Annotated in this window: 19 protein-coding genes; 12 read left to right on the top strand and 7 right to left on the bottom strand. The window is 39.1% G+C overall.

The window, feature by feature from the left end:
- Nucleotides 1–7: 7 nt before the first annotated feature.
- Nucleotides 8–2,869: a glycosyl hydrolase gene (locus N7931_RS13020; RefSeq protein WP_262794657.1), complete on the bottom strand. Its 2,862-nt coding sequence runs from the start codon at nt 2,867–2,869 to the stop codon at nt 8–10.
- Nucleotides 2,870–3,349: 480 nt separating this feature from the next.
- On the opposite strand from N7931_RS13020, the gene N7931_RS13025 reads away from it, so the two are divergent.
- From N7931_RS13025 to N7931_RS13035, 3 genes are all read left to right on the top strand, one after another.
- Nucleotides 3,350–6,400, top strand: coding sequence for a TonB-dependent receptor (locus tag N7931_RS13025; RefSeq protein WP_262794658.1), 3,051 nt, complete (start codon nt 3,350–3,352; stop codon nt 6,398–6,400).
- 121 nt (nt 6,401–6,521) lie between these two features.
- On the top strand, nt 6,522–7,697 hold the full coding sequence (locus tag N7931_RS13030; RefSeq protein WP_262794660.1) for a glycoside hydrolase family 43 protein: 1,176 nt from the start codon (nt 6,522–6,524) through the stop codon (nt 7,695–7,697).
- Between the two features lie 217 nt (nt 7,698–7,914).
- Nucleotides 7,915–9,507, top strand: a complete 1,593-nt coding sequence (locus tag N7931_RS13035) for an alpha-N-arabinofuranosidase (protein WP_262794661.1) — start codon at nt 7,915–7,917, stop codon at nt 9,505–9,507.
- 45 nt (nt 9,508–9,552) lie between these two features.
- Here the strand turns inward: N7931_RS13035 and N7931_RS13040 are convergent, their stop codons facing one another.
- Nucleotides 9,553–10,062, bottom strand: coding sequence for a LysE family translocator (locus tag N7931_RS13040; RefSeq protein ID WP_262794680.1), 510 nt, complete (start codon nt 10,060–10,062; stop codon nt 9,553–9,555).
- Between the two features lie 110 nt (nt 10,063–10,172).
- Nucleotides 10,173–11,387, bottom strand: a complete 1,215-nt coding sequence (locus N7931_RS13045) for an MFS transporter (RefSeq protein WP_262794662.1) — start codon at nt 11,385–11,387, stop codon at nt 10,173–10,175.
- 93 nt (nt 11,388–11,480) lie between these two features.
- On the opposite strand from N7931_RS13045, the gene N7931_RS13050 reads away from it, so the two are divergent.
- The 9 genes from N7931_RS13050 to N7931_RS13090 all read left to right on the top strand — a co-directional run bounded on the left by N7931_RS13050 (nt 11,481) and on the right by N7931_RS13090 (nt 22,928).
- Nucleotides 11,481–12,155, top strand: a complete 675-nt coding sequence (locus tag N7931_RS13050; RefSeq protein WP_262794664.1) for a cupin domain-containing protein — start codon at nt 11,481–11,483, stop codon at nt 12,153–12,155.
- Nucleotides 12,156–12,311: 156 nt separating this feature from the next.
- Nucleotides 12,312–13,487: a glycoside hydrolase family 105 protein gene (locus N7931_RS13055; protein WP_262794665.1), complete on the top strand. Its 1,176-nt coding sequence runs from the start codon at nt 12,312–12,314 to the stop codon at nt 13,485–13,487.
- A 281-nt stretch (nt 13,488–13,768) separates the two neighbouring features.
- Nucleotides 13,769–15,064 carry a glycoside hydrolase family 28 protein gene (locus N7931_RS13060; protein ID WP_262794666.1) on the top strand — a complete coding sequence of 432 codons (1,296 nt, stop codon included), beginning with the start codon at nt 13,769–13,771 and terminating at the stop codon, nt 15,062–15,064.
- 206 nt (nt 15,065–15,270) lie between these two features.
- Nucleotides 15,271–18,414 carry a PSD1 and planctomycete cytochrome C domain-containing protein gene (locus N7931_RS13065; RefSeq protein ID WP_262794667.1) on the top strand — a complete coding sequence of 1,048 codons (3,144 nt, stop codon included), beginning with the start codon at nt 15,271–15,273 and terminating at the stop codon, nt 18,412–18,414.
- Nucleotides 18,415–18,420: 6 nt separating this feature from the next.
- The gene (locus N7931_RS13070) at nt 18,421–19,941 is read left to right on the top strand and encodes a DUF1501 domain-containing protein (protein WP_262794669.1); all 1,521 of its coding nucleotides are present in this window, start codon (nt 18,421–18,423) and stop codon (nt 19,939–19,941) included.
- A gap of 38 nt (nt 19,942–19,979) precedes the next feature.
- A complete protein-coding gene (locus tag N7931_RS13075) occupies nt 19,980–20,945 on the top strand; it encodes a c-type cytochrome domain-containing protein (protein ID WP_262794670.1) in 966 nt (321 codons plus the stop codon).
- Nucleotides 20,938–21,588 carry a cytochrome b/b6 domain-containing protein gene (locus N7931_RS13080; RefSeq protein ID WP_262794671.1) on the top strand — a complete coding sequence of 217 codons (651 nt, stop codon included), beginning with the start codon at nt 20,938–20,940 and terminating at the stop codon, nt 21,586–21,588. Before N7931_RS13075 ends, N7931_RS13080 begins: the two co-directional genes overlap by 8 nt.
- A 16-nt stretch (nt 21,589–21,604) precedes the next feature.
- Nucleotides 21,605–22,519: a sugar phosphate isomerase/epimerase family protein gene (locus tag N7931_RS13085; RefSeq protein ID WP_262794672.1), complete on the top strand. Its 915-nt coding sequence runs from the start codon at nt 21,605–21,607 to the stop codon at nt 22,517–22,519.
- A gap of 43 nt (nt 22,520–22,562) precedes the next feature.
- Nucleotides 22,563–22,928: a hypothetical protein gene (locus N7931_RS13090; protein WP_262794673.1), complete on the top strand. Its 366-nt coding sequence runs from the start codon at nt 22,563–22,565 to the stop codon at nt 22,926–22,928.
- Between the two features lie 210 nt (nt 22,929–23,138).
- Here N7931_RS13090 and N7931_RS19615 read toward each other — a convergent pair whose 3' ends face one another.
- The 4 genes from N7931_RS19615 to N7931_RS13105 form a co-directional block, all read right to left on the bottom strand.
- Nucleotides 23,139–23,234, bottom strand: coding sequence for a DUF6429 family protein (locus N7931_RS19615; RefSeq protein ID WP_410369355.1), 96 nt, complete (start codon nt 23,232–23,234; stop codon nt 23,139–23,141).
- A 143-nt stretch (nt 23,235–23,377) separates the two neighbouring features.
- The gene (locus tag N7931_RS13095) at nt 23,378–23,746 is read right to left on the bottom strand and encodes a GNAT family N-acetyltransferase (protein WP_262794675.1); all 369 of its coding nucleotides are present in this window, start codon (nt 23,744–23,746) and stop codon (nt 23,378–23,380) included.
- Nucleotides 23,747–24,095: 349 nt separating this feature from the next.
- Complete coding sequence (locus tag N7931_RS13100; protein ID WP_262794676.1) at nt 24,096–24,452, bottom strand: hypothetical protein; 357 nt, start codon at nt 24,450–24,452, stop codon at nt 24,096–24,098.
- Nucleotides 24,449–24,949: a hypothetical protein gene (locus tag N7931_RS13105; protein WP_262794678.1), complete on the bottom strand. Its 501-nt coding sequence runs from the start codon at nt 24,947–24,949 to the stop codon at nt 24,449–24,451. Before N7931_RS13105 ends, N7931_RS13100 begins: the two co-directional genes overlap by 4 nt.
- Nucleotides 24,950–25,326: the final 377 nt, after the last annotated feature.

Consider the following 25,326-nt stretch of genomic DNA (forward strand, 5'->3'; position numbering starts at 1 on the left):
ATTTTGACTATTTATTAATTGGACTAACACTCAGCTCGGTTATGGTAACTGGCCCTAATAACCCCGATTTTTTGGGTTGCCAGTGTTCAGCGGTAAATAAACCGTTTTGACGGTTTTGTGGTTTTCTCGCCGGGAAATTAATATTGTAGAAAGTTTTATAGTTTAGATTATGTTGATCCATGTAACGGATTCGGTTTGCCATTGTATTACTAACAATAACTTCTAAACGGTTGCTTGCTTTTAACTCCGAAGTTTTTAGCACTACCGAAAAATCAGGTCCGGTTAAAGTTTTAATTTTATGCCCATTGATAAACACTTGCGCACTGTTAGCAACTTCACCTAAATTTAAACGTATATAATCAGTGGCTTTATGATTAGATAAATTGACATTTGAAAAATAAGTGACATAACTGGCACGGCCAGAAAAATATTGATATGCCTGCCCTAATTCACTCCAGCTCATTAATTTATCCAGTTTAAGTGCAGGTGCTAATTCAGGCCCGCCAGAAATAAAAGACAACGCCCAAGGCTGAGTCAGTTTGGTTGTATTTCCGGGTTTAAAATACAAATAAGGTTTAGCTTTAAATGGCGCTTCTCGGCTTAATAACAAGACACTTTCTCCGGCTTGTAGCTGCACATGTATTTTTTTATGACCAGTGCCATTTGATTCAACTTCAGCTAAACCTTGAGTTAAATCATGCGGATTAATCAGTAAGTTAGAAGATTCTAACTTGGCTAAAGGCAGCCAAACATCCTGAGCTTGCAAACTATCATTCACAATAAAGTAGAGTTTTCCGGTTTGATAGTTTTTGCGGATTGCACGAATACCTTGTGGTAACTGAGTTTTTATCCAATCAGGATTGTGATTAAAACTTTCAAAAGTAACAGCCGGATTATCTTGTTGCCATAATTGGCTAAGCGCTGAAAACACAGCTTGATTTTGGCTAATATTGGCATACCCAGTTGCTTTTTTTGGATGCTGATCAAAAAAGATGATTTGTATACCCTGCTCCGCCAGCTTAAATAAAGCTTGATAGGTTTCAAGCGGCATATAGTTTGTTTTAGGGACTAAAATCGCTTTATAGTTAGATGCTTTAGTATTGGTGTCGATTTGTTTTGAGGCTAGCTTAGCAATTTGTTTATCTGAAACAAAATCAAATGCATAGCCGTTGTTTAATAATTTATCGGCCAGTTTTTTAACTTCCGTTTTATTAAATTTTCCCCAGATATCAAAGTGCTCCAGTAAGTTATCTGAAACTTGAGCATATCTGTCATAAATTGGAAAATAGACTAAGTAGTCATTATCGTGCTGGCTGTTTTGCAAATAATATTGCACATTGGCAGCATATTGATTGAGTTCAGCCCAGTCGTGCCAGAGTGGGTTTCTGTCATTAAAATGAATCGCAGCATAAAATAAATGCCCCGGCCAAGCCGCATTTTTTGGGCTATAAGCGGTGCCATGATATACCAGATGATTAACCCCACCGAGCCAATAATTTTCCATATTTTTACGGATATCAGTTAAATCTGATTCAAAATGTTCATTTAACCAAGTTGCGGCTTCTGCCCCAATTAAAGGTTTATTCGTAAAATTTGCCGAAGACGAAGCAAATTTAATTTTGATCATCTCTTCACCTTCGGTTTCTGGAATATCCACCAACTCATATAAATCTAAAATATTTGCGGGTGAACCATGAGCCTGATTACGAACCAGCGCCTGGTTATTATGCGCCCAGTTTTTCCATGTTTGGGTAAAGTTGTGATATAGCATATCTTCAATGGTGGTGCGGTAATCGGTTAATATTTGACGACCATATTCCGTATTTTCTTTATTTAGCAGTACAGGCAAATGTGTTTTTAAATCATAGCCATGTAATTGCTTAAAATGGCTAAATAATGCAGGAGTCCAATTGCCTTGCCCGGCAGCATCATCAACTTCGTAAGAGTCATTAAAAAAAGCTCTTAAGTAACTGATATCCTGCCCTTTAAATGCAAGATCAAATTGTGCAAGGTAATCTTCAAGTGCCGGTTTTGAGAAATGATCAATCACTAAACCTTCTCCGCCCGGCGCTGCTCGCTCAACCATTTTGCCATGCTGCCCCATAAATATGGCATATAAAGTCCAATTGCCGTGCGGCGCTATCCAGTTTAATTGTCCGTTGTAAACTTTTTCTGTTAATTCGATGACGTCACCAGAATCGCTATAAGCCATTAAGCTCAAGAGCGGTAATGATTTTTCAAAACGGATTTGATCGATAGCTAACGCTTGTAGATTTTGATTAGCCGACAGTGGTGTTTTAATCAGTTCAAACGAAGCTTTTTTATTTAAAGCCTTTAACATAGGTTTTTGAATGAACTCTATTTTATCAGTCAACTGCTGACCTTGAGCTAACTGATATTGTTTATAATTAATATTTTTTGCAGCCTGAGTTTCACTAATCCATGGCCCACCAAACGGCCAGCCGGTGCCAGTTGCTAAATCGACACCTAAACCCAATCGCTTAGCTTCATTTAATGTATGAATAAACATTTGCATCCATTTAGGGGATAAAAATTCAATAAACTGATCTTCTTCTCCGTAAGTACCAAAAATAGGGGTAATTTCAACACCACCAACACCAGCAGCTTTCAATGCAGCTAACTCATAGGAAATCCCAGCTTGAGTAACCGCATTGCCATGCCACCACCAGCGTGTCCATGGTTTATGTTGATTGGTTAATGTTAAGCTTTGTGCAGAATTGAGGTGAGATTTTAACAGTGAACTATCTTGTTGTGGTGCTTGTTTGCAAGCGGCTAAGCTAAAAAAAGCAATAGCTAATATTATAAAATCTCGAATTTTCTTGGGATGAAAAGCCATCTGTCTATCCATTTTGTTATCCGGTTTAGTAAGCAATTTGCCTGACCGGTTTGCTGTATTTTTTAGTTATTAACGTTTTACAGCCAAAAAATACTTAAGGTTTTTACAAAATAGTCATCACATTACAGACAAAGGTAATATCAGGCGCCTGAATTGAGGTTAAATAACCTGAGCTGCACATAAGAAAATTTGCCCAACGGGCTATTTTTCCGCCTCTCATCGTTATTTTTCTGACTAATAGCTCACTATTAGGTACAGAAAAATGCCTTGATAGGACGAAAAACTATCCTCGTTGGAACGTAAATAAGCTTGGTTTGGTATTATTTAATCCAATAGTTGAAAAATTTACTTCAACACTCCTTATACACACCTCAGGTTAAATAATTTCTCGTTTTAACTTAAATGTTAATAGAAATAATGTTATTGTTACATTTATTAATCGTTTATGATTATTTATGAAATTTTATGATTTTTTAGCTGAGCTGGAAATACGTGAATACAGGTCATTTTACCTTGTTATTTAAACCTAATGTAATCAAACAACTGTCAATTCCATTATTGATGGTACGTAGGTTATTTAACCCATTAAAAGCTCACGCTGTTTTCAATTTATGTTTAGCCATTGGTTTACTATTTAAGCTGGCAATCAATCCGTTGCAGGCTAACGAAGCCTCATCTGAAATAACATTTCATATTGAAGCCGGTGATGCAGCGATGACCTTATTAAAATTTGCCGAACAAGCTGATGTTAGTTTCGCTGTCCCAATGTCTGAATTGACCGGTATTCAAACCAAGCCGCTTAGCGGTAAATACTCCATTGTGCAAGCGCTTAAATTATTACTGGCAGATTCACAGTTACACGCCTTTTTAGACTCACAGCACCGAATTGTATTAAGCAAAAAAGTGGTGAAAAGCCATGATGCTAAACCAAGTTATCTCGCAGATACCAACATTGAAACTATTAAAATTAAAGGGTTTAGAAGCTCACTCAGTCAGGCGCTTATTACCAAACGCGCTAATATTAATTTGAGTGAATCTATTTCGGCCGAAGATATAGGTAAATTCCCTGATTTAAATATTGCCGATTCATTACAGCGTTTACCCGGAGTGGCGATTACTCGTGAAAGTGGCGAAGGCCGCCGTATTACTCTACGAGGTTTAGGCCCTGATTTTACTCGGGTAACTTTAAACGGGATGGAAATTCCAACCACCACTGATGAGCTGGATTCATCGGTGAGTGAATTAAATGGCGGTCGCGCATTTGAATTTAATGTTTTTGCATCTGAGTTGTTTAATCGAGTGGATATTCAAAAATCGCCCACCCCTGCAATTGAAGAAGGCGGTATTGCGGGTACAGTCAATTTATACTCAGCTAAACCCTTAGATAAACCTGGCTTTACCTTGGCCACCTCGCTGCAAACCAGCTATAACCCTGTATCCAATGCTTATGATCCGCGTGGCGCATTTTTAATTTCAAATACCTTCGCCGATCAAAAATTTGGCGCATTATTATCATTTGCTTATGCGAAACGCACAGTAGCTCAGGAAGGATTTGGCACTGTTGGCTGGCAAACCCCCGTTGAAAATAATATGACTTATGCTGATACGACTCAGCTACAGATTAGTGGCGATATAGCTGAGCAGGATTGTTATTTAAATTCGCAACAAGTTGCCGCAGTGAATTGTTTGTGGACCCCCAGATTGCCTCGACCAGACTTTTTTGGCAATCATCAAACGCGTCTTGGCATTACCTCCAGCTTACAATATCAGCCGGTTTCGACCGTTCAACTCACATTAGATTTTTTACATGCTCAGCTTAAAAATAATCGTGATTTTTATAACTATTATCAAATGTATCGTAATTATTTTAACCAGATAACCCCTTTGCAAATCAGTGTCAATAAAAATGGCAAGCAAGTCGATGCAGGTTTATTTGATGGCCTCACCGGACGCATTGAAAGCCGCGATACACAAAGCTTAACTCAATTTAATCAATACGCGTTATCTGGTCAATGGCAGCTGAATGAATCGACCCAAATGAATGGCATTTTAGGGCTAGCAGAATCTCATTTTCGCCGTGAAGAACTACGTCATATTATGGATACGCTGCAAACTCATCAGTTTGCTTTCGACTTTACACAAGACTCTAATTCGCCAGAGGTCACCTATTTTTATAATTATAATGACCCCGCAGCCTATAACTTTAAATCTTTTGATGGTGCAACCGAGATAAATAAACAAAATATTACCGCCAAACTCAATTTTAATTACACCGGCCAAATTTGGCATTTACAAACCGGTGTAGCCTACAATCAACGAACAGTAACCAATTTAGGTTATAGTTTGCCCATGTTTGAAGCTGATTCAGCAGTTGGTTTAACTAAAGATTTTCCTAAATCTGATTATGGGCAATATTTTAACGGTGAGGTATTTCCATTTATTGTTGCAGACTTTGTTAAGGTTAAACAAGCCAGAGGTAAATTAAACTGGATTGAGCAAATTCAAGGTAATTCTGAAATTGTTGAAACTACCAAGGCCGCATTTATTGAACTTGAACACCAGCATGAATTTAAAGAGGTGTATTTAACCACTAATTTAGGGTTTCGGCTGGTAAAAACAGATGCAGATTCAACTGGTTATACAACCTTATATAGCCAGATTGAAGCGGTTAATGCTGAGCATAGTTATACTAATTTTTTACCCGCCTTAAATGTGGCGCTGGAAACCCCGCAGGATATTATTTTTAGGTTGGGCGCAACCCAAACCATGACCCGGCCAAGCTTAACAAAACTCAACCCGAGTAATCCGAGTTTTCGCTATGTTGAAGGTTTAGTCGCCGTTGGCAACCCTTATTTAGATCCTTATAAAAGTAGCAATTTTGATTTTGCAATGGAGTGGTATTTTCAACCAGAAGCTTTAGTGGCAGTTAACTTTTTTTATAAACGGATTAAAGATTACATCCGCTCATCTAAGGAAGACAAAATGGTCGATCCTATTTATTTTGATTCGATCAGAGCAGATTCTAATTTTGATCCCAGTATATCGGTTGATCCTTTTACTCAAGCTTATACCCATGTTTCTTCTGAAAATGGCGAAGGTACTAAAATTAACGGCATTGAGTTTAGTTACCAACAGCCTTTTCATTTTTTGCTCGGCAAATGGGCTAACACAGGTTTGACCGCTAATTATACTCAGGTGCATTCAGGTGAAAATGTTGGAGTATCTGAAAATTCACATAATTTAACTTTGTATTATGAAGAACCCGCTTTTGGCGCACGTATTTCAGTTAATAGTCGCGGTGATTATTTTACCGAAATTCCGGGGTATACCGGCAATAAACAAAATGCAACACAAGGCTCCACTTATGTTGACTTTTCATCTTTTTATAACCTAACCAAACAAACCACACTCATTTTTGAAATTGGCAATTTAACTGACGAATATAGCCGCCATTATGTGACTGGAGACGGCAGTATGAACTTAATGCGCGAATATAATCACACTGGTCGTCAGTTTGTATTGGGTGTCCGATACAATCAATAAAGATCAAGAAAACAAAATATTATTAACAAATTAAGTGTTTTTGCCATTCCATTGATTATATAAATATTATAATTTAAGCCTAAGATCCAAAGCTTAAAGAATATAAACAAGGAAAACAAAAATGATCTTAAAACATAAGCTAAAACAATTTTGTCAGCTCAGTTTAGCGAGCCTTGTCATCACCGCAGGTTTATCTGCCTGCTCGGTTAATTCGTCAACGTCTGTAGCGCTCGATCCCGCATCTACTCAGCCGAATCAGCATGCAATTCAAACATTAAATTTAGTTAAGCAGCTTGATCCTGATACTCAACAAATTACAGATAAATCCGACTTAACCGCCTATTTATTGGTTTATTTTAAAGATGAAACACATTCAGCTTATTTTGCAACTTCAACAGACGGTTATAGGTTTACCGATGTAAATAACGGTGAACCAGTCTTAATCGGCAAAGCAGTTGCCGAACAATTGGGCGTGCGAGACCCACACATTTACCGCGGCCCAGATAATGCATTTTATATGGCATTAACCGACTTACATATTTTTGCTAAGCGCGAAGGTTTAAGAGCGACAGAATGGGAAAGGGACGGCGATAAATACGGCTGGGGTAATAATAAAAACCTGATTTTAATGAAATCCTACAATTTAATTGATTGGACATTAGCACGCGTGCCGGTTAATCAATTATTTCCTCAAGCGGGCGATTTAGGCTCAGTCTGGGCACCACAAACCATTTACGATGACACAACTAATCAATTAATGGTTTATTTTACCACCAGACAAAAAAACGAACCAAATTATATGGTGTATTCGTATGCGAATTCGGACTTTACAACTTTAACTACCACCCCTAAACAAATTTTTTATTATCCAAACCCTAAAATTAATACGATAGATGCTGACATCACCAAAATTGGTGATAAATACCACATGTTTTATGTTGCTCACGATAACCCGGGCAATTTAAGGCAGGCAATTTCAGACAAAATAAATGCAGACTATCAGTTTGATCCAACTAAAGTCGACTCAGAAAAAGTGGCAGCTGAGGCCCCCAATTTATGGCATCGTCACGGCACTGATACTTATGTATTAATGTACGATGTTTTTCACGCAAAACCACGCAATAACATGGGGTTTGCCGAAACTACAGATTTTAAAACATTTAAAAATATCGGCCGGTTTAATGAGCCGGATTCACCAATGAAAGCGACTAATTTTGAAGGACCAAAACATGGCGCAGTGCTCCCAATTTCAATTAAAGAACTCGACCGCTTAACCCAATATTTTAACCAACCGTAAAGTGGTTTTGATTCAAGCTGGCATAACAAAACATAAGCCAGCTTGTGTGATATTACGCTTTTAAAAATCGATAGTTTAGCGAATGAGCAACTAATACCTTTTCCATTTAATTTTGATGAGTTCAAATTTTTACTGTAGATCGGCGTAAACGCCGATCTACAGGTGCACTCAGACGTTCAAAACTTTATGGAAATGGCAACTAAACAAAGGTATACCAATGAAAAAACTAGCACTGGCTGCAGCACTTAGCGGCTTATCTTTTATACAGGCTTGCAGCGCAGCACCCAACAAAACAATCACAGTGAATATAGATGCCTCTAAACCCGGCGCAATGATTCATAAAGAAGTATATGGTCAATTTATGGAACATTTAGGCCGCGGTGTTTACGAGGGGGTTTGGGTAGGTGAAGATTCGCCGATTCCAAATACACGTGGCATTAGAAACGATGTAGTCGCAGCACTTAAACATATTCAAGTGCCCGTTGTACGCTGGCCGGGAGGCTGCTTTGCTGACGAATATCACTGGCGCAATGGCATAGGTGAAACCCGCCAGCCGTCACTCAATGTAAGCTGGGGACAAATTGAACCTAATACCTTTGGTACACATGAGTTTATGGATTTTATTGAACAAATTGGTGCCAAACCTTTTGTATCCGTTAATGTTGGCTCAGGCACAGTACAAGAAGCACGCGAATGGGTGCAATATATGACAACGGATGCAGATTCCCCGATAGGTTCTGAACGGGCAAAAAATGGTAGAACAGAACCTTGGCAACTAGATTATGTTGGCATAGGTAACGAAAACTGGGGCTGCGGCGGTAATATGTACGCCGAAGAATACGCTAATCAGTATCGTAAATATCAAGGTTATGTGCGTTCATCTGCACCACGTGGTAATCGACCACAGCTAATCGCCACAGGTGCAGATACAGATGATTATGAATGGACAGAAACCGTGATGAAAAAAGCCATGATGTGGCGACCCGGTAAAACATCCCCTTTACTTTATAATACAGACCGACCACTGATGGATGGTTTATCTTTGCATTTTTACACTTTGCCAACCAACGATTGGGGCAAAAAAGGTCAGGCAACTGGATTTAATGAAGATTTATGGATCTCAACCATGCAACGTGCATTGTTAATAGATGAATTAATCCGTAAACATGGTGCAATCATGGATAAATACGATCCACAGCAAAAAGTGGCAATGGTAGTAGATGAATGGGGTACTTGGTACGACTACGCACCAGATAGTCCGGGCGGTTTATGGCAACAAAATACCCTGCGTGATGCAATGGTGGCCGCAGTGACTCTGAATATTTTTCATCAGCATGCAAAGCGGGTAAGAATGGCGAATATTGCGCAAATGATCAATGTATTACAAGCGATGATATTAACCGACCAAGATAAAATTTTGTTAACCCCGACTTACCATGTATTTGATATGTACAAAGTACATCAGGACGCCAAAGCTCTGCCGTTAACCATATCGGCGAATCAATACCAACATAACGGTGTTAGTGTACCGAATGTAAGCGCGACAGCATCGGTTGATAAAAACGGACAAGTGCATATATCTCTGGCTAATTTAAATCCAGATGAGGCTGTACAATTAAGCTTAAATTTAACTGGCTTCGAGCAAAAGTCGATTAAAGGCCAGTTATTAACCGCAGATAAAATGGACGATTTTAACAGCTTTGACAACCCTACTAAGGTAAAACTACAAAGCTTCAATCAAGCAAGCTGGCAAAATGGTAAAATCATTATTGAGCTACCCGCTAAATCCATTGTTAGTTTAGCGCTTTAAAATTATAGATAAACATAACAGACAGTGTATAAATCGCTCTGTCTGTTAACTTTTATCACTAACAAGTAGGCGAATGCCCAAACCAACCAACAAAAAACCAGTAAATTTATTGATATAGTTTAATATCTTAGGGTTTGCTCTTAATTTATGACTTAAAATGGCAGACGACCAAGCTAAAAAACATCCCCAAATACTACTAGTAATCACAAAAGTAAGACCTAAAATCATAAAACTGGACAAATGGGACTGGCTGTCGTGACTAATGAATTGAGGTAAAAAAGCCAGAAAAAACAAAGCGACTTTGGGATTTAATACATTCGTAATTAAACCTTGTTTAAAAGCAGTTGAATAGCCAGTTGCAGAGTTAGAAATCGTATCCGTTAGTTCTGATTTGTGTATAAGCATTTTAGCGCCAAGGTAAATTAAATACATAGCTCCAGCCATTTTAACTATAAAAAAAGCAGTGGCCGAAGCCATAATTAATGCCGATAACCCCACAGCAGCGATAATAGTATGTACTAACGCACCAGCAGATATGCCCAAAGATGAAGCAATCCCAACACCCCCGACCTTGTGCTAAACTTCTCCCTAAAATATAAAAACCTAAATAAATTAACCCATCTGCACATCATAATATTAACCAGCCAGCTATTTTCGACTACAACTCAGCTTTTTCCCTTTAAAATTAATCCTAAGGTTAAAATAGCAACAAGCAACGGACCAAATGAAACCCATAATACAAAGTTCCAGCCGTATGTGGCTAAAATCCCACCGGATAAAAACGATCCAATTGCCATTAATCCAAAAATAATAAAGTCATTAAGGGATTGTACTCGCGTTTTTTCTTCAGGCCTATGGCATTGCAAAACTAAAGCCGAAGCCCCTAAAAATCCAAAATTCCAGCCTACCCCTAATAAAATCAGCATCCACCAAAAATGCGTTACATCAGTGCCTTCTAAGCCAATAATGGCTGACACTCCAGTTAATAAAATACCTGCACCTGCAATCCCAATTGCCCCAAATCGGCTAATTAATTTACCGGTAAAAAAGCTTGGCGCATACATAGCAATCACATGCCATTGAATGCCCAAATTAGCAGCCTCTTGTGAATGTCCATGAATATGCATTGCCAGCGGCGCGGCGGTCATTAAAAAGTTCATAATGGTGTAAGAAGCTGCACCGCATATAACCGCACCGATAAATTTGGGCTGACGAATAATCTCAGTTAATGCTCTGCCTGTGTTATTTTTTACTGTGACCAGCTCGGGTAGCTTTACGCTCCATAAAATCACCGCTGCTATAGCGGCAACCACAGCTTGGGTTAAAAACGTGGCAACAAAAGTGTGTCCTGGCCACAAATGCATAGTGTATGTAATTAATTGTGGCCCTATCACACCTGCCAATACACCACCAGCCATCACCAATGATAAAGCTTGTGGCTGACGCTTAGCGGAGACACCATCTGTAGCAGCAAAACGAAAGGATAATACAACAGCCGCATAAGCGCCGCCTAAAAATGTAGCGGCACAAAATAACCAGAACCAGCCCATAAAAACAGCTAACATAGCAAATAAACCGGTTAAAACACCGGCACCTGAGCCAACTAAAAAGGCAATCCGGCGGCCAAATAATCTGGCAATTTCACCTGCGGGGAAAACACAAGCAGCCATACCAACCACAAAGATAGAAATAGGCAAAGTCGCTAGCATAGCGGATGGTGCAAGATTATTACCAACGATAGCGCCCGCTGCAAAAATCACAACAGAGTTAGCTCCAGCTAAAGCTTGTGCAATTGCCAGCCGCCAAATATTATTTTGTTGTTCTTGCTCAGTTAATTCGGCAGGTTTATCAAAAGGTAATACGCTGTTTTCAGTGGTCATTTGTTATCCATACTTTAATTGGCAGGCTGATGAGTTAAAATATCTTTTCATCCATAATAAAAGCAAGCGTTAACTTACACTTAGAGGTTGTTTATGTTGTTAAATGCCGACTTTTCAAAAAATGTATCGCTTAAACCAAATCAGTTTGAGTGGAGCAAATCGCCTCAGGCAGGGGTTAATAGAATAATGCTAGACAGAATCGGCAACGAAAAAGCCCGTGCAACCAGCATTGTAGAATATCAACCAGACTCAAATTTTGCTCAACACCTGCACCCGGGAGGAGAGGAAATTTTAGTATTACACGGTGTCTTTTCAGATGAAAATGGCGATTATCCGGCTGGCTGGTATCTTAGGAACCCACCCGGTTCAAGCCATCAGCCTTTTAGCCAAACCGGTGCACGGATTTTTGTAAAACTCAGACAAATGGATAGCTCAGATACGCAAACAGTCAAAATAAATACTCAAGATCCAAGCCTATGGCAAACGACTAACAGTATAAATAGTTGTCTTTTATATCAATCAGATACAGAAACAGTTAGCTTGTTAAAACTCAAACCAACACAAACAATTAACCTTTTAAACAATCAAAATGCTGAAATACTAGTGGTATCCGGTGCACTCCGTACAAAACAGGCAGATTTTCCAAACGGCAGCTGGCTGCGACTTGCCAACCCAAATGCATCACCTATTTGTGCCACAGAGCAAGGTGCTGTTATTTACTTAAAACTAGGCCAGTTTAAAAACTGTGAGATAGCTGATTATAAATAACCTATTAAACCTAAGGCCTTTCACAAAACGAATTAGCGCTCAAAAAATCATCTCCTGTAGCCATAATACGATTTTATAATGTCTATTTTTTTATTCTTATTGTGAATTTGAAACAAAAAATTTACATTATCAAATCAAAATAAAACAACAGGGATTATGATGCTCAAACTCACTTTTAAATTAACCATTCTATTTATTTTAATATTGCACAAAAATGCCACCGCTGGCACTTTAGGCGAAGATACCTCTAATGCAATTATTACCCGATACCAACCAACAATTGATGCACTTACACATCATGGCTGGGATCACTCAAATAGTGTCATTATGCATGGTATGGAAAAAATATTTCACAATACAGGTAACCAAACTTATTTTAAATATATTCAAGCTTATGCTGATAGTTATATTCTGGCAGACGGCTCAATAAATGGCTTATTAAATACGCTAGACGGAATTCATCCAGGCATAATTTGTTTATTTTTGTATAGGCAAACCGGCCAGCAAAAATACCTACAGGCCGCTAAAAATATGCGAGATCACCTGCTCTCAGAAAATTCTGCATTTAACAAAACACCCGACGGTGCATATTGGCATAAAAACGTCGATAAATATAAAAATGTCGCATCCGTTGATGGTTTATACATGGCCTACCCGTTTTTAATTCGTTACGGTTTATTAGCCCAAGACCAAATAGCAATTAACAAATCAGTAGAGCAAATTTTGCTCGTATCTGAGCGCTCATTTAATATTAAATATAAGCTACCACTACATGCGTGGAACTACGATAAAGAAAAGCCTTGGGCTCATCCAATCACAGGTACTGCAACTCAATTTTGGGGACGGGCATCAGCTTGGTACGCAATGGCATTAGTCGACATACTCGAAGTATTGCCACCCTCACACTCTGCTTATCCAAAAATTAAAATATTATTTTCTGAATTGGCAGAAGGCATTAGAGCAACGCAAAACCCTAATACGGGTTTCTGGCATCAGGTGCTTGATAAACATACCGATCCAGCTAATTACCCCGAGTCAAGTGCAACAGGTATGATCGTTTATGCTCTCCAAAAAGGTATCAACTTGGGTTTGTTAGATCATGCTTATACAGTAACAACTTTAAAAGGCTGGCAAGCTCTAAAAACTGCAATCAGTACAGCAGAAGATGGTCAAATACAAATAAACGGTTTTGCTCCGGGGATGAGTCCACAAAACACCTATCAGGATTATCTAAACAAACGCCCGGTTAGTGTGCCAACGATAGGTGACAAACAATATGCACATGGTTATATGGCAGTATTGATGGCAGCTTCAGTTATGGAAAAACCGTAAATTTAAAACCACCAGCACTCCAACACAGAAGTATATAAATGATAATTATTTGTCATTTATATACTCATGCAATCTCAAAACTTGATTTCAGCCGGTGAAAAAATATAACTGCTCCTGCTTATACTATTTCTCACATCCATGCGATCATACATCAAAACCATTTGTCGCAGCATCAAGCATTCTTCCAACAGAGAAAAAGTTAGTTAAAGTAGTGATTGAGTTTGACTGATATTGCTTTAATATAACAAAGATATAATTTCTTACTAAAAAAATTAACTTTTATGGAACAGATTCAAGTCAACGCACCGTTTGCAATGCCTGTAATTAAAGTGCCGGATTTTAGCCAAGCTCCGGTTTTTAATATCCTTGATTTTGGTGCCGAACCAAATAATAAACTAAAAAATAATCAGGCAATTGCCAGTGCAATCGAATTAGCAAATAAAGTACATGGGCGAGTATTGATTCCGCAAGGTGAATGGTTATGTGGCAAAATTCATTTAAAAAGCCATATTAATTTACATCTTGAGCAAGGCGCTATTTTATTATTTTCCGAAGATCCAAACGATTATTTACCGGCAGTAAAAACCACTTGGGAAGGCATGGAGTGTTACAACTATTCCCCTTTAATTTATGCGTATGAATGTGAAAACATTGTCATTAGTGGACAAGGTAAACTCAAAGCTAAATTAGATATTTGGCAAATTTGGTATGCCAGACCCGAACCTCACATGCAGGCTTTGGCCAAGTTGTATCATCAAATGTCGAAAAACGAGCCTTTAATAGAACGCCAGATGGTATTTGAAGGTGCTAATTTAAGGCCTCATTTTGTTCAGTTTAATCGCTGCAAACACATTTTAATTGAAGATATTGAAATTGAAGATAGTCCGTTTTGGGTATTGCACCCGTTTTTGTGTAGCGATGTGGTGATCCGTCGGGTAAAAGTAAAAGCTCACGGACATAACAATGATGGTGTAGACCCAGAAATGACCCAAAATATGCTGATTGAGGATTGCATATTTGATCAAGGTGACGATGCCATTGCAATCAAAGCCGGCCGCAATCAGGATGCTTGGCGTTTAAATACCCCAACTAAAAATTTAGTGATGCGAAATTGTTTAATTAAACGCGCACATCAACTGGTTGCACTTGGCAGCGAACTATCTGGTGGGATTGAAAATGTGTATATTCACGACTGTGAATTTGAAGATGGCACTCAATATACAGTCGGCACCGGCAATATGGTGCTATTAAAAACCAACGAGCGACGCGGCGGTTTTGTCCGAAATATTTATGTCAGCAACATAAAAGTGAAAGCGGTAAAAGGTGGCGCTCTGGCAATAGAAACCGATGTGTTATACCAGTGGAAAGATCTAGTCCCAACTTATGAAGTGCGCTTAACTCAAATCGAAAATATTCAGCTTGAAAATATTCATTTACAACAAGCCGATTTTATCTGCAAAATTGAAGCACAAGCTGATGCACCAGTAAAAAATATTAAATTAAATCAAGTTAGTGCAGACCATCTTACCATGCCAGCGATCAATAACATTAACGTAATTGGCTTTGAACATAATTAACGCCATTTATCTAACAGGCTTACATGTAAGCCTGTTAACTCTCAAACAATTGAGATCAAAAAACATAATTCACTCACTAACAATCAAATAACTAACAAAAACCGTCTTTTTATGTTAAATTAATTCACCTAATAAAAACAACTACCCAAATATTATTTACTTTTTTAATACATATTCAAATGATTAGGGGAAATAAGGTATAAGTTGTGGTGAAACTATTCAATTCGACTTGGTTCATAAAAAACCGTTTATTACTGGTTTTTTCGGCTATTGCATTAACGGCGTGTAATCAGGCAGACACTAACCGTTCAGATACGCCAGTAATCAGTTTTAACGAGTCAATTCGCCCTATTTTGAATAAAAACTGTGTGGGCTGTCATGGCGGAGTCACCAAACAAGGCGGCATTTCTTATATCTACCGTAACGAAGCTTTGGCCCGTGGTAATTCTGGGCGACTGAATATAGTGCCGGGTGATGCTAAAGCATCCGAGTTTATTCAGCGAATAAAGTCTAAAGATTTAACCAGACGAATGCCGTATAAGCGCCCGGCCCTGTCAGATAACGAAATTCAATTATTGGAAGATTGGATAAATCAGGGGGCACAGTGGGAAGAACACTGGGCTTTTATTCCACCAAAAATAATTACCCCACCACAAACTGATAATCAAAATTGGATTAATAATCCAATTGATCAATTTGTTTTAAATAAAATGACTGAACAAGGATTAACGCCTAATCCAGTTGCCAGCGATAGCCAATGGTTAAGACGTGCCAGTTTAGATTTAACAGGTTTACCGCCAACCGAGCAGCAAATTAATCAATTTGTTACCAGTACCGATCCCAATAAATTTGAAGCTACAGTTGACCGCTTATTGAGCACTAAAAATTATGGTGAACGCTGGGCCAGTGTTTGGCTGGATTTAGCCCGTTATTCTGATTCTCGTGGTTTTGAACGGGATAAACACCGAGATTCGTGGCCTTATCGTGATTGGTTAATTCGCGCATTTAATCAGAACATGCCTTACGATCAATTTGTGATTAAACAACTTGCCGGTGATTTATTACCCGAACCTGAGTTAGATGATGTTGTCGCCACCACTTTTAACCGGTTAACTCCGGCAAATGACGAAGCCGGGACTGATGATGAGGAATACCGGACTTATGCAGTCATGGACAGAAACGCAACCACTTGGATTGCACTAAATGGCATTACCATGAATTGTGTTCAGTGTCATGCGCATCCTTATGATCCAATTACTCACACCGAATATTTTAATTCGCTGGCCTTTTTTAATACCTCTGAAGATGCAGACCGACGCGACGACAGCCCAAATTTAAAATTTGCCTATGATCAAAATAAACGTCAGGCTTTATTTAATGTCCAGCAAGCGTATGAGCATACCCGCACCAAGTTATTTGCTGAGCTAACCAGTTGGCAAAATAATAGCCAGTGGCAACCCGTTAATTTAGCTAAAGCGCAAATCAATAAACCGTTAGCGCAGCTGGCAATTGCAGAATATGACTGGCGATCACTTAATCCAGAGTTGCAAAACCAGCTCCAGAACTGTTCAAAAAATAACAAAAAACTAGCAAAGAGCTGCAAACAGTTAACGGATAAACACAACAACATTTTTAATGCTTACCGCTTGGCTAAAACGGCTGAAAAGTCAGCAATACAAGCTGATTTGCCAGATAGTGTAACCCCACTCAATATCACAAACGGTGAATTAGCCGAGCCTAAATTAGCCATTCCAGCGCTTGGGGTTTATCAGCTTGAAGCCGAGCCAGCTAATGGCAAACAAACTATTTCAGCCATCAAGTTTAATGTAGCTCCGCTTGACCCAGCCAAAGCGATTCATACCCCGCAAGATGGTTTTACGGTTGAAAAAGTCGACATTAAAATTATTCGCCACAACGGTGAGCAACAGCCGGTTGCAATTCAACAATTTATTCCGGCTTCGGTTTATGGTTTTAATCAAATGCTGGATTTATATAGCCGCCGAAGCAATCACCAAAAAACCAGCGCCCAAACTCACTATGATTCAGGCTGGTATACAGGGTTAAGCGCTCATTTATTGCATACTCAGGTTAGCAGTTATGCCCTATTAACAAAGCCAATTGAACTGAACCGCGGTGATAAACTGGCGTTTTCGCTGTATCAGTTACAAAAAGATCATAGCCGTGGTGAAAAACCTTATTATTTAAGACAATTACAACTTACTGTCAGTGACTCAACAGCCCCCCAAAAACCCTTAGCATTATTGGCCCAAGCTAAAGCTCAAAATCTGACCATAAACCAGACAGCAGCAGCGAGTTTGCCTGTGATGCAGGAACAAATTGCCCAAGAGCGTCGTTCAACCCGCATTTTTACCCGAGGCAATTTTACAGACAAAGAAGCAAACGACATTTTGCCTTTAACACCGGCCGTTTTTAGCAGTCAATTAAACCCTAAAACCGAGCGGGCTAACCGGCTTGATTTAGCAAAATGGTTTTTTGATGATGACCAGCCATTAACCTCAAGAGTGGCTGTAAACCGAATTTGGGCACAGTTTTTTGGTCAGGGAATAGTGAAAACGCTAGGTGATTTTGGCAGTATTGGAGCGCAGCCAAGCCACCCAGAATTACTTGACTGGCTGGCGGTTTATTTTCAAAAAGACTTAAATTGGGATATTAAGCAACTTGCCAAAACCATTGTTTTATCATCAACTTATCGCCAAAGTGCAATCGCCACAGCCGATAAAAAATCGCAAGATCCAAATAATACCTATTTAGCCCGTGGCCCACGCCAGCGGTTAAGTGCTGAGATGATCCGAGATCAGGCTCTATTTGCTGCGGGATTATTATCAGACAAACAATTTGGTGAATCTGTGATGCCGCCCCAGCCGGATGGTGTTTGGCAAACTGTCTATAATCAACAAAAGTGGGTTGAAGCAACTGGCGAAAACAGATACCGCCGCGCAATTTATACCTACAATAAACGCACCTCGCCTTATCCAAGTTTTATCACGTTTGACGATACCGGCCATATTATTAGTGCGCCGCAAAGGTTTACCACCAATACCCCACTACAAGCACTGGTCACTCTAAATGATGTGGTTTACCACGAAGCTGCCCAAGCATTGGCTGACATATTATTAAAAACCAAACAGCAACAACATTTAAATGCTGCTATTAATCAGGGGTTTTTACGCCTTGCCAGTCGTCCAGCAACAGATAAAGAAATCAATGTATTAACTCAAAGCTATCAGCAGGCGATTAAATTACATCAGGATAAAACTCAGCCTGAGCTTGCCGCAATGACCGATCTGGCAGCCACTATAATGAATCTGGATACCAGTTTAAACAGGTAAAAAATAATGAAACATTTTCAACGATTTAATCAACTGGAACAGCATTTAGCCGAGCTACAAAACCAAACCCGCCGTACCTTTTTAAAAGGTGCAGCCGGTTTTGGTGGCGCCGCATTTTTATCTCAGTTTGGCGGATTATTTGGGGCAAACCAAGCACATGCTGCCACTGCACACCTTGATTTTGGCCGAGATCCTAAAAGCCCCTTATCGCCGCTGCCACCACAATTTGCGGCTAAAGCTAAGCGAGTTATTTATTTACACATGGCAGGCGCTCCCAGCCAGCTAGAGCTTTTTGATTATAAACCTGAGCTGGCAAAGTTTGACGGGAAAGATTGCCCGGCAGAATTTTTAGAAGGCAAAAGTTTTGCTTTTTTAACCGGTGTGCCTAAATTAATGGGACCGCAATTTAGCTTTAAACAACATGGTCAAAGCGGCGCATGGCTGTCTGACAGATTGCCACATTTAACGAAACACGTAGATGATATCTGTTTTATAAAATCTATGTATACCGACCAATTTAACCACGCACCAGCCCAATTATTAATGCAAACCGGCTCAGTGCAATTAGGCCATGCCTCGTTAGGCTCTTGGACAACTTATGGCTTAGGTACAGAAAACCAAAACCTGCCCGGATATATTGTGCTGGCATCTGGCGGCGCATTGCCATCCGGCGGTAAAGCTTTGTGGGGTTCAGGTTATTTACCCAGTGTTTATCAGGGTGTGCAATGCCGCTCACAAGGACAACCCGTTTTATATTTGGATAATCCGGATGGTGTGAGCCGAAATGCACGGCGCAATATGCTAGATGCCATTAATGCGCTCAATAGTGATACTTATCAGCAATATGGCGATCCCGAAACCATTACCCGCACCGCCCAATACGAAATGGCTTTTAGAATGCAATTAGAAGCTACAGATGCATTTGATATACATCAGGAAACCGAAGCAACCCGTCAAAATTATGCAATCACAGATACGAACAGCGCCAGTTTTGCAAAAAATTGTCTGGTCGCAAGACGATTAGCTGAACGGGGCGTGCGTTTTATTGAATTATTTGACTGGGGTTGGGACAGCCACGGCGTTATTAAAGACGAAGCATTAAATATGGGGTTTAAAGACAAATGCAAACAAATCGACCAGCCTATTTCAGCCTTATTAACCGATTTAAAACAATCTGGTTTATTAGAAGATACGCTTGTCGTTTTTGCCGGTGAGTTTGGCCGCACACCAATGAAAGAAAATCGCGGAGGCTCTGATAATGCTGCATTATTAGGGCGTGACCATTGCCCGTCTGCCTATACAGTTTGGGTTGCTGGCGGCGGCATAAAAGGCGGCTATACCCACGGAGAAACCGATGATATGGGCTATGAAGTGGTTAAAGATCCGGTATCTGTGCATGATTTTCACGCCACGTTACTTTATTTATTAGGGTTTGATTCTCATGCATTAAATTACCCGTATCAAGGTTTAGAGCAGAGACTAACCGGTGTAAACCCGTATCGGGTTGTTTCACAAATTCTGGCTTAATAACATCAATAAAAATGAACAATCTAAATGAGCATGTCATGCAGTTAAAAGCCAACCGGCTAATTCATCAACAAGGTTTGGGCACTGCGCAGTATTTTACTTATGTTGCGATTATAACCTGCCTATTATTGGTATTTTTAGGATTAAATGATCCGGTTAACCGCCACCAGCTTTTAACCGGCCTAGGCTTAAAACCTCAAATTAAACTAGCAGATGATTCTTTTTATAAACAAAGAGTTGAACCTATTTTTAACCAATACTGCGCGGCTTGCCACGGTATAGATAAAAGCAAAGGTGGGCTCAGAACCGACAGTTTTATTCACACTTTATATTCTGGCAAAAGTACAAACAACATAGTGCCGTTTGAGCCAGCCAGCAGCCAGATAATTAATCGAATGAAACTGCCGCAAGACGACAAACGTTTAATGCCACCGTTGGGTTGGGATAAACCCAGTGAAGATGAATTAAAAATATTAACTATGTGGATTAATAAAGGTGCCAGCGCAGAATTAACTGCGGCAGATTTTCCAGATGCCCCTCAAAAAATAGTTGAGGTACAAATTCCGCTATTAGATAAAAAAGCGGTACAGCAAGCACGATTACCAGTGAATCAGGTTTTATCTGAACTTGCACCAAGTTTTCCGCACGCGTTTAACTTTATTGCCCGAGACTCTCATTTACTGCGCTTTAGCAATGTCTCTTTCACTGGTGAATTTACTGATCAAACTATGCAGCAAATTGCACCAGCAGCACCGTTTATTAGTTCGCTTTATTTGCGTAGCAGCCAGCTAACAGATTCATCATTCAATACTTTATTAGCCATGCATAATCTCACCGAAGCTTATTTACAGGGCGCTCAAATATCACCGGATAATTTAAGTTTATTAATTACCAAGTTAACTCGGCTTAAAACATTAAGTATTGAACAAACGCTGATCTCAGAACCATTAAAACAGCTTTGCCAACAACATAATATTCAGCTTAAAGGAGTAAACCATGGCTAACAAAGTTAAAGTTTGGGATATCTCCACCCGCGCTTTTCATTGGCTATTAGTTATCGCCATTTTTAGTTGCTGGTTAACGATGGAAATGCGTTGGCTAGATGCACATTTATATTCGGGTTTATTTATCGCGTTTTTAATTATTTATCGCCTTATTTGGGGCATTATTGGTGCAAAAACTGCGCGTTTCAGCGATTTTGTCAAATGGCCGTGGCACGCAGTACGTTATTTACTCAAATCATTTAACCGGCACGACGATTATCATGCAGGGCATAATCCGGCCGGTGGCTGGATGGTGATTATTTTTTTACTGGTGATTTTAAGCCAAGTGATTAGTGGTTTATTTGCCAATGACGATATTGGGTTTTCAGGTCCGTTAGCCGATTGGGTAGTAAAACAAAGTTCTGATTTTGCTACCTTTTTACACGGCTGGATTTTTAATGCTTTGCTGGGGTTAATTTGGCTGCATCTGGTTATTGTATTTTTTTATGTGTTGGTCAAAAAACAAAATTTGGTTAAAGCCATGCTAACCGGTAAAAAACCGGCACAACAAGCACCGGGCGCAGAACAATTATTTTTTGTGTCGTCTTTTCGTATCGTGCTGGCTTTTATTCTGGCTCTGATTGTACCTTTTTTACTGTTTTAATTTACGAGCAAAAATTATGTTTAACCGACGTCAGTTTTTACAATATTCACTAGGTTCAAGTGCACTTATTGGCAGCCAGCTTTCACCAGCCTTAGGATTAAATTCGGCACTGGCAACTACTCAAAAACCGTTAGAACTCAATATATTTGCGACCAATTGGGGTTATAAAGGCAGTTTTGATGAATTTTGTAATCAGACCAAACAAGCCGGATACGATGGTGTTGAACTCTGGTTGCCCTCACCCGATAAAACACGGGCGGTCGTTAATACACTTGAAAAATACGATCTCAAAATGCTGCTATTAGTTGGCGCGCATCAGGGAGATTTTAACGAGCATTTTGCGATTTTTAAAAATGATTTAAAGCGAGCCATTGCGTTAAATCCCGTTAAAATAAATTGCCATACCGGACGCGATTATTTTACGTTTGAACAAGCCAGCGTATTTTTTAACGAAAGCTCAGCTCAAACCAAAGCGGCAAATATCCAAATATGCCATGAAACGCACAGAGCACGTATTTTATTTGCAGCACATATTTGCCAAAGCTATTTACAGGCGTTTCCGGATTTGCGTTTAACTTTAGATATTTCACATTGGGTCAATGTTGCTTCATCATTACTGGATGATCAAAAAGCGGCAGTAAAGCTGGCGCTTGAGCGTACCGATCATATTCACTCCCGTGTTGGTTTCACCCATGGTCCACAGGTTAATGATCCGCGAGCACCCGAATGGCAAAAAACCTTTGCCGCTCATGTCGCGTGGTGGGATACAGTAGTCGATATTAAACGCCAAAGCACAGGCAAACTCAGCATGACTCCAGAATTTGGCCCGTTTCCTTATATGCCAACTTTGCCCTACACCAAACAAGCCGTTGGCAACCAATGGGAAATTAATCAATATATGCTCGAATTTTGGCGTAACAGGTATGGCTAAATAAAATGAAACAGCAAAGCTGTACAACAGGGACTTAGTTAGAATGATAAGATTTTTTCTAGTATGCTTTATTTTGATTATTGCTCTTATTGCCGGTAAGCAAATATCCGATATCAATGCTGACGTTACACTTACTGAAAAAACTTGGCATTGTAACTCACAAACCTGTAACTACAGCTTTGAACTAGCTAATAATTCCGACTTTACTCAAATAGTACAAGTTATTATCCACTTTCGAGCAGAGCAAGAAATAACCAGTTATAAAAATATGGCTGCCATTTTACCTTCGCATTATAAAACAATCGTTTTAAATCCGGGTGAACACAAATTGATAACGGACAAGCTTTCAACAACAAAGGAAAATATTTTAATTTATTATGCATTCACCAACAAAGTGGATGAAAATTAACTTAATTTTCCCGATTCAATTTTTGGATAAGACGAAAAGGCTAAATGTGCTAATTTAATTGCGGCTCTTGGTTGCTACTGGTTTTATGACCCGCTCACGATCCACAAACAAACCAATCTTAGAGACTTGGTTTGTTACAGGCTAGAAATAAACGCACCTCAAACAATCGTATATCCTCAATGATTGTTTAGCACAATTCAGCACTGTGATTTATTTAGTAAAAAGTTTTTTGAATAATTCTTCCGCCTTTTGTAAACCTTCATCAGTAAATAAAACTGATTTAGATTTTCCTATTGGAGCGCAGATGAGCCCTTTTTCATAAAGGCGATTGGTTACAGCCCATCAAGCCCCTTCCATGCTCTATAGTGATCATGTAAAGTCAGGTAAAGTAGTGCTAATGCTGCCTCATCAATTTTATCTTCATCTATTTCCATTACGTTCTCCAAAATTTATTTAGCCTTAGGCGTCTTATATACGTTTGCATACCGCATTAATTTGATATTATCAACGTCAGTGGTAAAACCATGATTGATATAAAAAGGCTCAAGCTCAGGTAAACAATATAGCTCAAAACATTTAACCGATTTTAATTTTTCATGCTCTTTGATTAGGTTAATTAACTTATTACCTAAACCTGTTTTTCTTTGATCAGGAGCTACAATGAGATCAAAGATGAGCGCCTTAAAAGTAAAGTCAGTTAATACACGCGCAAAGCCATTTAAACGCCCATGTACATCAACTACCGCCACACATATTTGCGAACCAGAAATTCTTGCTGACTGACCTTTGTTTGATTTTAAAGAGAAATAATGCCACAACCAAACTGACCATATTCGGCTAAAGTATTTATAACTAACTTTTTGCTTTATAAAATTCCACTCATGACTCCATGTTTAAAGTAGTTTATAACAAGACCGTAGAAAACCTCGTCCTCAAAAACTTATCGTTCATACGTCGAAAAGTTTTACTGTTTAATGGTTAAAACCTATCAAAATTTTACCTAGCAACGCATTTTTAGGCTTACTTTATTGTACAAAAAAGTAAGCCTAAAAATTAACAATGAGTTTTCCTAAAGGCTCAACGCCTTGCACATTTGCACAGCGGTTGTAGTAGATTTTTGTGGATTAATGGCCGAAAGCCATGCACAGCGTCAAATGGAGCAAATTGTTATGTGCTTCTGATAGCTTGTAAATCACGAATAATACCCTGAATTTCAGATAGGCCTTTTACATTAAGTACGTAAAAACCCTTATTGTTTTTTCTTTGGTATTCCTCATAAGCCCACAATACTTCAACGCGTTCTCGAATTCTGTCTAGGCTTTTGTTTTTAATCGGTATGCTGAGAAAATCATCCCAGCAATCGTCGCTTACTTTACCTGATGCCATTTCAAATAATACAGATTCCACTTCTTCTGGCGTTCTCTCAATTTTACTCTCGAAAAAACGAGAAATTAGTACGACCGGCATCCCTATCACTAGAACAGGAAGTAAGATCAGGCTTTTTAAGCTCTCGGTAATCTTCATACTCTCGTACCACATAACGCCCTTATAAGCTTTTTGTTTCCGCCTTGATGCGATTGATATTCACCACTTATGGCTTTCAAGTATGCCTTTGAACCTAAGCCAATTTGTCCCCAAATAGATCTTCGGTGATTCCCTAAGTAATCGTACTGATCATCAGCATCATACAGCGTTATTATTTGCTCAGGAAAAACATACTCGCCTTTGTCGAATGTATATTCCAATGGCTCATTAGCAGCTATTAAGGCAAATAATTCAGAAGCCTCTACATCAAATACATTAACACCTAAGTACGTTACGACATAAGATTCATCTAGAGCTAGACCGATAAAATTTACTAATTCATTTTCAAACTCAACCTGAAGACTGCCATTAAAATAATAATCGAGAGATCCTCTAGATGAATCAAATGATCCATCAAGTATTTCACGAACTTCTGCTCTATGCATACCTAATTTGATTGAGCCAACTCCACTGTGCGGATTTATCGAAAACTCCATAACTTCCCAAAATGTATAACGAGACTGTAGAAAAACCTCGTCCTCAAAATTTAATCGTTCGCTACGTCGAAAAGTTTTGCTGTTTAATCGATTAAACCTATCAAGGTTTTACGTAATAAAGCGTTTTGAGTCTATTTATTGTACAATAATTTAAGCTTAAAAATTAACAATGAGTTTTCCTACAGGCTCAACGCCCTGTTAAAGTGTGAGTAACGCAACCACAATACACAACTCAAATTTAACACTAAAAATGCCAACCGTTAAGAATCACTCTTAAACAGTTTGTATGGATAATAACCCCACCAAATTAATGATTTAAGGTAAAGTGAGACCCAAGCCCTAGCTGCAACTAAGGCCTTCTTTTGCAGTAGTTCGAT

The sequence above is a fragment of the Catenovulum sp. 2E275 genome (genome assembly GCF_025515275.1).
GTDB lineage: Bacteria > Pseudomonadota > Gammaproteobacteria > Enterobacterales > Alteromonadaceae > Catenovulum.

Coding starts and splice junctions, on each gene's coding strand:
- N7931_RS13020 (WP_262794657.1), bottom strand. CDS start 2,869: ATGGATAGACAGATGGCTTTTCATCCCAAGAAAATTCGAGATTTTATA.
- N7931_RS13030 (WP_262794660.1), top strand. CDS start 6,522: ATGATCTTAAAACATAAGCTAAAACAATTTTGTCAGCTCAGTTTAGCG.
- N7931_RS13035 (WP_262794661.1), top strand. CDS start 7,915: ATGAAAAAACTAGCACTGGCTGCAGCACTTAGCGGCTTATCTTTTATA.
- N7931_RS13045 (WP_262794662.1), bottom strand. CDS start 11,387: ATGACCACTGAAAACAGCGTATTACCTTTTGATAAACCTGCCGAATTA.
- N7931_RS13050 (WP_262794664.1), top strand. CDS start 11,481: ATGTTGTTAAATGCCGACTTTTCAAAAAATGTATCGCTTAAACCAAAT.
- N7931_RS13055 (WP_262794665.1), top strand. CDS start 12,312: ATGATGCTCAAACTCACTTTTAAATTAACCATTCTATTTATTTTAATA.
- N7931_RS13060 (WP_262794666.1), top strand. CDS start 13,769: ATGGAACAGATTCAAGTCAACGCACCGTTTGCAATGCCTGTAATTAAA.
- N7931_RS13070 (WP_262794669.1), top strand. CDS start 18,421: ATGAAACATTTTCAACGATTTAATCAACTGGAACAGCATTTAGCCGAG.
- N7931_RS13075 (WP_262794670.1), top strand. CDS start 19,980: ATGCAGTTAAAAGCCAACCGGCTAATTCATCAACAAGGTTTGGGCACT.
- N7931_RS13080 (WP_262794671.1), top strand. CDS start 20,938: ATGGCTAACAAAGTTAAAGTTTGGGATATCTCCACCCGCGCTTTTCAT.
- N7931_RS13085 (WP_262794672.1), top strand. CDS start 21,605: ATGTTTAACCGACGTCAGTTTTTACAATATTCACTAGGTTCAAGTGCA.
- N7931_RS13090 (WP_262794673.1), top strand. CDS start 22,563: ATGATAAGATTTTTTCTAGTATGCTTTATTTTGATTATTGCTCTTATT.
- N7931_RS13100 (WP_262794676.1), bottom strand. CDS start 24,452: ATGAAGATTACCGAGAGCTTAAAAAGCCTGATCTTACTTCCTGTTCTA.
- N7931_RS13105 (WP_262794678.1), bottom strand. CDS start 24,949: ATGGAGTTTTCGATAAATCCGCACAGTGGAGTTGGCTCAATCAAATTA.